Consider the following 12,352-nt stretch of genomic DNA (forward strand, 5'->3'; position numbering starts at 1 on the left):
ACCATCTGACTCTGTGTCAGAAGGTGGACGCTGCCGGGGAAAAAAGTAAACTTAAGGGATTAATTCATGCTTTGACGTGGCGGCAGCCGCTAAGCACGCAGTGTTTTTAGCCTAAGAGCAGAGCGTTTTGATTGATGACCCGGTTACGATCTGGCTTAATGAGCTGAGGAATGCTGACCCGTTGGCGGCAGCCAAGTTGTGGGAACACTTCGTCGGTCGGATTCAGGGCGTGGCCCGACAGAAACTCAAAAGTGAATCGCGACGAGTTTATGACGAGGATGATGTCGCGCTGAGCGTTTTCCACAGCATTTGTGCCGGAATTACTGCCGGGCGGTTTACCGAATTGCAAGACCGCGATTGCTTATGGCGGCTGATCCTCGTGATCACTTCTCGGAAGATTTCCCATCGGCACCGTTACGATGGCCGAGAATGCCGAAACGCAAATCGCAATTACTCTAACTTTATTTTTCGTGACGCAGAGGGTACGATCTCCGCGGCGTCCCTTGGGGAGGTTCTTTCCCGCGAGCCAACGCCCGAGTTTGCGGCTGAATTTATCGAGACGTGTGAATTGCTTTTAAATAGCTTAGATGATCCAAACCTCGCCCAAGTCGTAGCTTTGCGAATGGAAGGCTATAACGACACGGAAATCGCGGAACTGTTGAGCTGCTCTCGACGCACCGTACAACGTAGGTTAGAAATCATTCGACGTCATCTTTCACGTATGGAGTGAGTGAGTGAGTAATCCCCATCGGTATGATTTACTCTCTGACGAGTCCTTGGGGATTATTCACAGATTGAGCGAGAGATTTGAATCTGCACTCCATCATGAAGTACCTGTTAGTCTCGAGGACGTCCTTGACTCGGCGTCTGCGGATATTGTGGCCCCACTCTTTCGCGAACTCTTGGAAATTGAACTTGAGTGGTTTGCCGCCCAGGGGCAACTGGCATCACTAAATATTTATCTGACGCGGTTTCCAGACCGCCAAAACGTAGTCAGCGAATTATACAGTGAAACGCAACTCGCAACGCCGTTGCGGCGTCAAGTTCTTGGACTAAAGTCTTCCACGCCCTTACCGTCGGGAACTGTGATTGCGGATCGCTACATACTGGTCAGTTTGATCGGTGAAGGTGGCATGGGTTCGGTCTACTTGGCGGATCAGCAATCACCGGTGCAGCGCCGGGTGGCAATCAAATTGATTAAGAGTGGAATGGATTCCTCGCGAGTTATTGCTCGTTTTAATGCTGAGCGCCAAGCATTAGCCAGGATGGATCATCCACACATTGCGAAGATATACGATGGCGGCAGCGGTTTGGAGGGGCAGCCGTTTTTTGTAATGGAGCTGGTGGATGGCCTGCCGATCACGGAGTTTTGTGATGTCGAACGGCTTACCATCCGAGCGCGTCTCAAGTTGTTTGCGTCCGTTTGTCAGGCGGTTCAGCACGCACACACAAAGGGCATTATTCATCGTGACTTGAAGCCAGCGAACGTGTTGGTTACTCGCGTTAATGGACAACCGCAGCCTAAAATTATTGATTTTGGCGTTGCGAAAGCGATTGAGTCTGAGGGTGGCGAACAGGGAAGTAACGCGACTGCATTTCTTGTGGGAACTCCCGCCTACATGTCCCCCGAACAGGCCGACCCGACTTCCGCCGATGTGGACGCGCGGGCCGATGTTTATTCGCTTGGCACCATACTTTATGAGTTGCTTGTGGGTTCGCCTCCTCATGAAGCACTCAGCAATAACGCGGCGGGAGTTGCCGGCCTGTTGCGAATGGTTCGAGACTCGGATTCGCCACGACCGAGTTCCAAGTTGAGCTCGCAAAATACCGCTGCGAATACCGCTGCGAAAATTGCCGATAAGCGAGGAATTGACCCCAACAAGTTATCGCAATTGCTACGTCGTGAACTTGATTGGATCGTACTTCGCGCGGTCGATCGTGACCGCAATCAACGTTATGAAACCGCAGATGCTTTCGCGCGGGATATCCAGCGTTACCTTGACGGCGATTTGGTGGAAGCACAGCCTCCCACGGCCGGATATCGGCTGCGAAAACTGGCAATCCGTCACAACCGGTTGCTACTCGCGGCGAGCTTGCTGGTGGCGACACTTACTGCAGGCGTGATTGGTACATCGTGGGGCTTATTGGAATCGCGGAAGTACGCGAAGGCCGCTCGTACCGAACTCGCCGAGAAACAACTGGCCCTCCAAAACGAAGCACGTGAGCGAGAATACGCCGAGGCGATCGCCGACTTTCTGGCGCGAGATATTCTGGCCCTTACAAGCCTCGAAGGAAGACTGGATTTTGATGACCAAAGCACAGGTTTGACAAAAGACAGCACCTTGAGGGAACTACTTGATCGAGCAGCCGAGAAACTGCGAACCCGCGACGACCTTAAACCGCTAACACTAGCTAGGCTGCAATTGATGATAGGCCGCAGCTATCGTAATCTCGGTGAGTACGAAAAAGCAGTTAAGTTGTGCCGGCAGGCCGCCCAACTCTACGCGAATGACTTGGGGCCTGACGATTTGCAAACACTCGACGCTCAAGAAAATTTTGCCACCTCCCTACAGGCTGTTGGAGAACACCAGCAAGCGATGCCGATCATCGAAGACATTCTTGCCAGGAAAAAAACGCTTTTGGGTGAAGGCGATATTGAGATTCTTAGCAGCATGCGCATGCTGGCAAAAAATTATCGCGCGTTGGGTGAGCCGAACGAAGCAGTGCTGATCTTGCGACGCACCCTCCAGCGAAGGCAAACGCTACAGGGGCCCACGGCGCACGTCACGCTGACCAATATGTACGATCTTGCGATGGCTTTGAAGCAAGCAGACCAACCCAAGCAAGCCATGGACTTGCTAGAACGGACGCTGGCATTGCAACAGCAAACACTTGGTCCCGATCATCCTGATACAAACACCTGCTCTGGGCAACTGGGCGTATTATACAGCATGGCTGGCATGTATGAGAAAGCAATGCCGCTGGTCCAACGGGAGTATGAATACACGAAGGACGCCTATGGTGAAGAGCATCCAAATACGATCTACGCGCTTGTTGGATTAGCCGTCTGCTATCGAAATAGCAACCAGCACGAGCAGGCGATCAGTCTGTTCGAAGAAGCCTTGGAGTTGGTCAGGAAAAAATTTGGCTCGGAGCACCCTAATTTCGCCAATGCCACAGGTAGTTTGGCGATGGCTTATCGAGCGGCCGGTGACCACAAACTCGCCCTTCCGTTCTTCGAACAGTCGTTAAAAGTGTCTGAATCGAGTTTGGGGCTCGAGCATCCAAGCACGCTGGTCAGGCGAGTTAACTTGGCCGCTTGCCATCAATCGTTGGGGAATCTGGAGAGAGCACAGCAACTCAACGAGCAATGCTTACAGCTCAGCATGAAGATCTTAACTGCTGAGCACTCCACAACCTTGAGTATTTTACAAAATTTAGCGCAAGGTTATTGGTGTGCTGGTCAGTATGGAAAGGCTATTCCGCTGTTTGAGCGGGCACTAAAGGCAAGCGAGGAAAAGTATGGCCGGATAGATCCTCGCACCATGGCCTGTGCGGCGAATCTGGGAGTCAATTATCGTGATGCTGGTCGGCTCGCTGATGCCGTCACGTTGCTCGAAGAGGCCTACTTAGTTTCAATCGATCAGTCGAGCTTGTCGTTCGTCAATCTGGAGTTGGCTGATGCCTATTTTCGGTCTCAGCGGTCTGAGTTGGGATTGAAAGTACTTGAGGAGTATTTGGGGGATGTGAGGAAACGGCAGAATGTTGACCCTGTGGACTTGGCAACGCAACTAGAGAAGGCTGGTCAGATTTTGCTGCGTTCCGGCTTGGTATCGCATGCTGAACCGTTACTTGACGAGTGCCGATCAATTCACGACGCAAACGAAATCGACAACTGGGGTCGATACCATGTGATGGCAATGCATGGTCAAGTCGCTCTGATGGCGTCGGCAGCTGAAGTCGGTGAGTCCGGTATCGAAAAGCTTGAGCAAGCAGAGTTGTTGCTTTTGGATGGTTTAGCGGGTATGGAAAAACGAGAACCTCCTGTTTTTGCTCAAGTTGGCGAACGACGAGCCATGTTTATTCAGTGTTTGATTGACATTTATGCCAAGCTGGGAGAGCGGGCGAAGGGCGATGAGTGGGAGTCAAAACTAAAGTTACACTTGGCTCAGTGATTTGCGTGTTCGATATTAAAAATTCAACTGTAGTAGCCAGAACTTGATCTGACATGTTTTACCCAGATTACGCACTGGGCTGTAAGAGCTGGTCGAGCATTTTCTGTTCGGCCAGTTTCTTCGAGTCATCGAAAGTTTGTCTCGGAGTCTTCCCGAAACAGAATCTTCCGCTATGTGGTCGTTTTTCGTTGTAACTCCGCATCCATTCATCGACATCCGCTTCAGGTTCTCCGGGGACTCGCTTGCCGGCTCCATGTAATACGTGGAACGTGGAAGCCTTAGGAGTTCACATTGGCGTCGAATGCTCAATGAATCGTGGCCTGGTTCGATCAGTGACCTAAGTGCATCATTCGAAACTCGCAGCTTATTTTTTGATCCATTCTAGCTCAATTTTCAAACGGCCAATTTCTTGGTAGAGCTCCGCTTCTCGCTGCTGGAACTTTTGCTCACGTGATGCCTTGTAGTCGCGTTCAAGGATTTCCGGAGCTGTGTCAATGAGCTTTTTTTCCATGCACCAATTTGGGTGACATGGACTTTGAACTGTGTTGACAATTCACGCGTGGTCTTGTGCTCCTTGATCGCCGTAATCGCAACTTTCGCCTTCTCTTTCGCACCGATTACTCTGCGTGGTTTCGCCATGAATCTCTCCTTTGACTCGAGGGCATTGAACGACCAGGAGGCTACCAGGAAAACTGCTCTCAAATCTACCTTAGCTGGTGGTACAGGAATTGGGGACTAGCTCATAGCGATCTCGTTGTTCTACGGCTTACCTTGCGGCGTCCTGCGAGTAGATTGAGACGGTGTACGGCGGCAACTCGACTCGCGCTCGGTGGGGTTGCCCGTCATACGGCAGTTGAATTGCTTCGATGTCTCCGCTGGCGTTGCCACCGAAGTCGTCGCTGAAAGCTTTGCGATCACTGCTGAAGCGGCGGGTCCATTTACCTTGGGCTGGCAGGCCGAATTCGTACTCGCTGAAATGTTGATTGGCAAAGTTGACGATGACGATGGTTTCGTCGCCTGGTCCGCCCTCATGCCAACGCTTGAAGGCAATGACTTTGTCGTGATGGTTGGTGTGAAAGACATCGACGTGATGACCAGTCAAGCCTTTGGTACTTGCGTTTCGGTTCAACCGCAATTGAGTCAACTTGGCGGTTAACTTGATGATGCCAGCGTGATCCTCCGCTTGACTCCAATCGAGTTCATCAGCGTCCTGAAACCATCCGTCTTCAAGAAATTCTTGGCCTTGGAACAACATCGGAATGCCGGGGGCGGTCATCACCAACGCCAAGCCCAACGTGGCCCGTTTTTGGGCGTGCCAGGCGTCGGTGTCGTGGGCATCGACTTCACTGGGGATACGGGACTTGCCATTGGCGACTTCATCGTGCGATTCCGTGTAGACGACTCTTTGAAACGCGTTGCCGTTGTAAGTGTGGTAAAGAGCGTCGCAGACTTTGTTCATGTCGCGGTTCGCGTCGTCGATTTGCGTGATCACATCACGGATTGGATGGACAAACTTGGCATCCCACTGAGTCCCGAATCCGGCACCGCCTTCGATGTCGGATTTGGTCAGATAAGGATTGTCCTGCAAGTCTTCCGCGATGGTGATGGCAGCTGGCTTGAATTGATGGATCTCGCGATTGACCCACTGCGTCAGCCCCCAACCGTCGGGTATCTCGTGTTGTCCGGAGGCGTCGATGCTGCGAATGTAAAGCGTCATGTCGTAGCGCAAGCCGTCAACGTGAAAGTCCTGTAGCCACATCATCGCATTGTCGCGAATGTAGGATCGGACTTCGCCGCGTCCATAGTCCGGTCGTGTGTCACCCCAGGGGGTTTGACTGCGATGGTCGTTGTAAAAGTAGATGCCGCCCTTTTCGTTTTCGCTCCAACCGTCGAATTGCCACAAGTTCAAGTCACTGGGACCGAAGTGGTTGTATACGACGTCCAAGATCACGGCGAAGCCGGCCTGGTGGGCCGCACGAACAAATTGCTTGAATCCAATGGGACCACCATAGGCGGATTCGATCGCGTACGGGTGAGCCGGGTTGTAGCCCCATGACAAATCACCGGCGAACTCAGCAAGTGGCATGATCTGCAGCGCGTTCACGCCGAGTGCTTTCAGGTGATCGAACTTCGATGCAAAGTCATCGAACGTGCCGACGCCGTCTTTGTCGCTGCGAAAGAAAGTACCGATGTGCGTTTCGTAGATCACCAATTCGTTCCAAGCGGGCATCTGGAAATCGTCTCCCTGCCAATCGAATCGCGGATCGTGAAGAACGCCGTTTCCGATCGAGTTGGTGACCTCCCGAACACGAGGGTCGATCCGCTGAAAGGTTCTGTCGCCGTTGGTGATCTCGTACTTGTACTCTTGGCCAGGCTTGGCGGATTCAACAATGGCGAACCAACAACCGCTGTCTTCACGTTGCATCGGAATCGCCCCCGATTTCCAATCGTTGAAGTCACCGATCACGCTGACGGATTCAGCGTTGGGTGCCCAGACGCGAAAAGCGACTCCCTGGTCTAGCATGATCGGTCCCATGCCTGCGATGTGTAGATCAGCTTGAGCAGTTTGAGATTGGGATTGCGATAGCGTATTGGTTTGCTTCACGATCTTGGTGCCTTGAGAAAGATTCTGAATGTTGCGGGGTGACTCTGAATCGGAAGACTAAGAATCTGAAAAGGAATCATCAGCCCAGTCCTTGGGCATTTCTTGCAGAGCATGGGCGAGCGTAGCCGACCACCACGCTGTTGCTATCGACAAATCAGACTCGGTGTAGCGGCGAAACGTGGGCACGGTAGATTGATGGGGCACAACCCCGACATCGATCGCCTATCTTTGAGTGTATTGTGGAGTTGGTTCGTTGAGTGGCTTGATTCGATTTCGCTCAGCAATGATCGACTCAAGCTCTGATTTAGTTTGCGTGTAGGATGTCGTCATGCTGGTCGCTCCCGCCTTACGAAACTTGACGAATAGCTTGTCAAACGTCTTGAACTTGCCAAAGCAGGCAATCACGATCGGGCCTGTGTAGCCTTCGGTACGGATGGACTTGCACAGAAAGCGAGCCTGTGCGAAACCTCCTTTCGGCAAGACGGCGATGACGACCGAGGCCGGGTTGCTAACCAGCATGTGTTCACCGATTCCTTGCGGCAGCGTTTCGTCTTCAAGGGCATCAAGTTGGAACAGGCCATGGCCGCCGGTGCGAAGCAGGTTCATCACCAACGTTTCACTGAAGTGATGCGAGTTGCAGGTGACGACAACGGGCAAGTTGCTGACCGGACTTTCCCCATCAAGAACATGATCACTTAGCTCGGCACTCAAACCGCCCATCATCGAGAACAAGCGATCTGCGTCGGCGTCGGAAAGGTACTCTGCGTCATGATCGTTGCGGATTCGTTTCAGTGCGGGGACGAGAACTTCGTCGCAGGATTGATCGAAGCCGTGCTTGTCCGCAAACTGCAGCAGCATTTCTTTCGCTCGGTGATCGTCATTGGCGAGCAACCGTTGATAGAACCGCAGCGAGGTTTTGATTTCGATTTCTTCGCCCAGCAATGTTGCCAGCATCTTGAACCGAGGCACATAACGTCCCAGCACGACCAGGCATACTGTAAGCGGCGTCGAAAGCAACAGACCGACGGGGCCCCACAGCCAGCCCCAAAACACGGCAGCAACGATCACAGCCACCGCAGAAATGCCAGTGCTCGCGCCATACAACCACGGCACCAGAACGTTGTTGCTGAGCAATTCCATCAAAACGATCAGCGTTAACACGGCGAGGAACACGTTATAGCCGGAAAACACAGACAGTGCGATCGCCAGCGGGAAGATCGCCGCTGCGATCGGTCCGAGGTAGGGCACAAAACGCAAGCAAGTTGCGAGCACGCCCCACAAGATCGCATTCGGGAACACAGCGCCATCGGTCATGGCCGCACTGATGATTATCAGCCCGACTGTAAGAACAAACCCGTAGGAGGTATTGACGAGCGTTTGGGCGATCAGATACCGGCTAATCCGTCCCGCCGCTTCGTCGAGCGCTTCGGTCGTAGTAACGTAATTGCCGTGACTAACGACGGCAATGGTTCGGTCTCGCAGGTCTTCGCGGTGAATCAACATGAACAAAGCAAACACGCTGACCAAACCAGCCGTGGCAAGCGGACCAAGAACCGTTCCAGCCGTTGTCGCCCAAGAGGCCAGCGGTAAGGCATCCTTGATTTCAGTGACATACAATGGTGAGTCTGCTGAGGTGCCATCGTTTGGCGGAACTTCGTTGAGCAAGGCGGGGGCAGCAAGCAACGTGTCCACCCAACGCTCCAAGACCGACTGTTCGGGAGACACTTCGCTGGCTGATTCGTTTTCACGGGCCGTCGCAGGAACTTCCTCCATCGCCTCCGTCATTTCTTCGGCCAGCTTATCGAGAGAACCGCCGACACCGGTCGTCATCTCGGCAACGCTTCTCGCTTTCGCAACCAATTCGACCCTGTGCTTTGGCAGATTGCCGACCAATGTGCTCAGTTCACGACCAAGCAGCGTGAATCCGCCTGCGAGCAGCATGAACGCGAGGAACGCCGTCATCACAACGGCCGCAACATTTGGTACACCCCACCGCTGCAAGCGGTTGACGATGGGGCTGAGCAAGAATGACAATAATAATCCGAGTGCGAGTGGGATGAACACGTCGCGAGCAAAGAACAACGCCGTGACAGTGAGAACAACCGCTAGCAATTGAGCGACCGTCGAGATGGTCGCGAGATCGGTTTTGGGTTTTGCCATTCAGGAGTTCGACGAGGCGAGAGTTGGGGAAGTTTTGCTAAACAGGTTCGTCGCGATCGTTGAATCGCCCTGGAGGGCTTGTGGCTTCAATCGCCACGATTGGTTGCAGGATGCGGTAGCGATGGAGAGCCCCTTCGGGCACGAGCCAGGATGCACCGGCAACGACCTTCACGGTCTGTCCATCCAAATCGAGTTCCAGCGCGCCTTCAAGTACAAAGCCAACCGTTTCGTAATCGCGACTGACTGTTTCGCCGTAATCGCAAACCGGTTCAATCCAGCGGCGGAGAGCGACCTGCTTGCCAGTCGCCAAATACTGCTGGCCCATCTCGCCGGTGGCGGCATCTTCTTTCGCAGAGACTTGTGGAATGTCCATCTGGTTCTTTTGGAAATTCAGTTGAGGCAATAGAAATGGTTGAGGTAGTAGTGACCATGCAAACCCCGCGCCATCGTGAACAAGTACGCTCGGCGACGGACAGCGACGTGCGGCGATGGAGGTTCGGCAGGTTCCATTCGCTGATGCGATAAGCACTAATCCATGACCTGTTGGAACTCTGGTCGCAGCGCAGGCAGATGCTTCAGGTGGACATCGTTGATGCGAAGACCGGCTTCGCTAATGATCCGCGCCAAGTCCGCAATGGTTGAGCATCCACGTTTTTTACCGATGGCGACCTTGTGCTGCTCGATAGTTCGAGGACTGCGATGAAGTAACTTTCCAGTCTCCGGGATCGAATTCCAATGCCCGATCAAAGCCAGCACCTCTAGTTCACGGTTGCTCAGCACCTACAATGGTATAAGATCTAGGTGCTGCGTTCTTGTCGCAAATGCCGAGTCCAGTTCCCTCAGTCGCAGACGTCTGCATAGCACAGAGATGTAAGGTGGTTCTGCGCGAAAACGCTTGCTGGCTGTGACATGATTTGACTCCCGTGCTTGTCGGGGTAAATCCACCGTGCATGGCTTCCAACCGACGCGAGCAGATCGTAGAATCGGTCTCGATCGTCCTTGACTCCGGCACAGCGAAACCAACTGGCGGCGGTTCGGCGTCCACCGGCGAGTATCATGCCAGCGATCACGATTGGCAGCCGAAATGCGATGCGGGCGTCAAGCATGCGGCCCATGGACTCGGCAATGTTCCGCAGGTTGCCCCGCAGCGGCACGTTGGCCCCAGCGGTGTGCCGCCGCTGGGCGTTAGGCCGGATGAGCCGCATGCGATTGTCGCGCTGCGAACATTTTGTTTTGTCAGCATGTTGTGCTTGCGGCGGTTTGCCAGCCGGCATCAATCTAGCCAACGTCTCCCGCTACCGCCCAGATAGTTTCGATCGAGCAACGATGCTACTTTGGATGAAGATTTGACACGCGTGCAGCGCTCAGGCTTCGACCCCGAAACGGTTTTTCCAGGGGGCGAAGAACGCCTGTAATTTGTGCCCAAACCCTGAGTGACGTTGGTGATGCTCAACTTGTGCTCTAAATCCTTCTAGCTTTTCTAATTGGCTAACGCGTGAGTTATCAACTCGCAAAGAGACGGATGTTCCGACATGATTAGAGACGACACTTTCAAGCGTGGAAACCTTCAATTCGTCGCGGGGAATGTCGTATCTTTCCAACTCAATGCTGCTGGCCGCGTGGCCCCCGTTTGTGTGTCCGGCGGGCAAGTAGATCGCGCCCGTGTAGAAGTCGACCGCGAACGCAACAACCCCCGGGACAAAGAAAAGGATCAATCCGAGGCCATCCAGAGCAGCCACTTTCCAGTCAACCTGATTGCTACGAGGTGCGTTGATTCGCTCTGGGTACAAAAACATCCCACACCCCCCAGAGGCCGAAGTGACCGCAGCCGCCGCGGGAGCGTAAACTAAAATGCCGAGAAACTTCCGTCTTTGCATATAATGCTCACCTTACGTTGCCCGGCAATAAGCCATGCTGAACTTCCGGAACATAACGGATGAAGGATCTTTATCGGCATATTCCCCGACTTGCACCAACAAAGAATGGATGCATCTTTTGCAGGTCCCTCAAGCCTCACCTCGGATGCTTTTGCCATGTTGCTTCTGAGTTGTGGTCAGCTCGGGTGGTTTCGACAGTACCTGCCGAAGCTCCAGTTGTTCTCTGGAAAGCCTCGAGATTGCCTTGCAGCCCGCCGCAACCAGGTGACCTCGTGCCCGGCCGAAAACGATCGAGCGGGCGTAATCGCTGACGCTGTCCTCCACGCGTGGGCGTCCCCTAGTGTCGGACATGCGGGCTTATCAAGCGGATTACCTCTCTGCGTCGTTTCCAGAGAGCAACTTACACGGAAAGGAGCTTTGGAGAAAAAGTTTGAAGCGAATTGTGCGCGGGTAGAGCCCTTTCCTGCACGCTCCCCCGACCCAAACAACGAAGACTCTCAAACTCTCTCGACTATCCGAACACTTCTTACCCGAGACCTCGCTTGTCCATTCTAACCACATTCCCGCATCCAACGAGACCGACGCCCTGCAATCGAACCTATTGGGGCGTCGATGACTGGTTGCTCGCTGGGGCGTACCCAAGTCGGCCAGAACCAGCGGATCATCGCCAGCGGATTCAGTCGCTGTTTGACGCCGGCATGCGGACAAACAGCGTGCGACCTGGAAAGCCCCGGAAAATGAGCAACAAGAGGCGTATGTTTTATCGTGGTTGGAATAACTGGCCGATTATTTCGTGCCAAAGCGACTTCGATAGAGATTGGTACAACTAGATACCTGGTATCGGCAAAGACGCAAATCAAATCATGAACCCAGACGAACGTGAATACCGATGATCAAAACATTTGAAGAAGCTCTTCAGTTCGTCATTGACCATAGAATTTGCACCATATTCGGCAGCAAAGGCTCACCCCACCCATCGTTGTGGGACAATACGACACTCTCTGAAAATAAGCCCGAGGCAGGAGGTTGGAGCCCGAAAGTCATGGCTGTCTGGGACTGGAAAACCCGCATTCCACAGACCTATCCTGAATTGGTCTACTACGGAAAAATCAAAGGTGGTGATGCGGTGCTGATGGAAATGCAATACTTCCGCGAAATGCATTACCCGGCAGCTTTTCAACCGGTCAGCGTTTTGGATAAGCTGGCACAGCAAATCTACGAGTTCATTCGCTCGGAACCTGCGTTTACCGGGCCACTTCGTAAGCGAGCCATTGAGCAGTTGGGTTGCACGAAGAGCCAGTTTGATACAGCGATCAAGAAGCTGCAGATTAGTCTCAACATCGTTCGCGCCAACGATCCGTCACTTAAGAATGATTTTTGGCTGACCATGCGAGAGGTGCACATGGAGTTGGTCAACCAAAACGAGAACAACTCATCGAACGAGCCAGCCGAAGCCAGACAAATAGATCATTAAGCGCGGCGCGTCGTCGACGCTGCCTGCTAGCGCCACTTGGAAAGACTTTGTTGTGACGCTG

General features: G+C 53.3%; 9 protein-coding genes and 1 pseudogene. 4 read left to right on the forward strand and 6 right to left on the reverse strand.

Going from position 1 to position 12,352, the window contains the following annotated elements; genetic code table 11:
- Positions 1-127 precede the first annotated feature (127 nt).
- A complete protein-coding gene (locus SH139x_RS12930) occupies positions 128-730 on the forward strand; it encodes an ECF-type sigma factor (protein WP_488355621.1) in 603 nt (200 codons plus the stop codon).
- Positions 731-734: 4 nt separating this feature from the next.
- A complete protein-coding gene (locus tag SH139x_RS12935) occupies positions 735-4,175 on the forward strand; it encodes a tetratricopeptide repeat protein (RefSeq protein ID WP_488355622.1) in 3,441 nt (1,146 codons plus the stop codon).
- Positions 4,176-4,242: 67 nt separating this feature from the next.
- Here SH139x_RS12935 and SH139x_RS12940 read toward each other — a convergent pair.
- The 5 genes and pseudogenes from SH139x_RS12940 to SH139x_RS12960 form a co-directional block, all read right to left on the reverse strand.
- Positions 4,243-4,365: pseudogene (locus SH139x_RS12940) on the reverse strand (IS481 family transposase); the annotation flags it as partial.
- Between the two features lie 174 nt (positions 4,366-4,539).
- A complete protein-coding gene (locus SH139x_RS12945; RefSeq protein WP_488355623.1) occupies positions 4,540-4,686 on the reverse strand; it encodes a hypothetical protein in 147 nt (48 codons plus the stop codon).
- A 255-nt stretch (positions 4,687-4,941) separates the two neighbouring features.
- On the reverse strand, positions 4,942-6,711 hold the full coding sequence (locus SH139x_RS12950) for an alpha-amylase family glycosyl hydrolase (RefSeq protein WP_488356013.1): 1,770 nt from the start codon (positions 6,709-6,711) through the stop codon (positions 4,942-4,944).
- A 291-nt stretch (positions 6,712-7,002) separates the two neighbouring features.
- Positions 7,003-8,940, reverse strand: a complete 1,938-nt coding sequence (locus tag SH139x_RS12955) for an AI-2E family transporter (RefSeq protein WP_488355624.1) — start codon at positions 8,938-8,940, stop codon at positions 7,003-7,005.
- Positions 8,941-8,977: 37 nt separating this feature from the next.
- Positions 8,978-9,313, reverse strand: coding sequence for a cupin domain-containing protein (locus tag SH139x_RS12960; RefSeq protein ID WP_488355625.1), 336 nt, complete (start codon positions 9,311-9,313; stop codon positions 8,978-8,980).
- Positions 9,314-9,890: 577 nt separating this feature from the next.
- On the opposite strand from SH139x_RS12960, the gene SH139x_RS12965 reads away from it, so the two are divergent.
- A complete protein-coding gene (locus SH139x_RS12965) occupies positions 9,891-10,250 on the forward strand; it encodes a hypothetical protein (protein WP_488355626.1) in 360 nt (119 codons plus the stop codon).
- Between the two features lie 54 nt (positions 10,251-10,304).
- Here SH139x_RS12965 and SH139x_RS12970 read toward each other — a convergent pair whose 3' ends face one another.
- Positions 10,305-10,817, reverse strand: a complete 513-nt coding sequence (locus SH139x_RS12970; RefSeq protein WP_488355627.1) for a hypothetical protein — start codon at positions 10,815-10,817, stop codon at positions 10,305-10,307.
- 889 nt (positions 10,818-11,706) lie between these two features.
- Here SH139x_RS12970 and SH139x_RS12975 point away from each other — a divergent pair.
- Positions 11,707-12,291 carry an AlkZ-related protein gene (locus SH139x_RS12975; protein WP_488355628.1) on the forward strand — a complete coding sequence of 195 codons (585 nt, stop codon included), beginning with the start codon at positions 11,707-11,709 and terminating at the stop codon, positions 12,289-12,291.
- Positions 12,292-12,352 lie beyond the last annotated feature (61 nt).

This window comes from Kothea flammea, assembly GCF_052161645.1.
In the GTDB taxonomy this organism is placed as follows: Bacteria; Planctomycetota; Planctomycetia; order Pirellulales; family Pirellulaceae; genus Laterigemmans.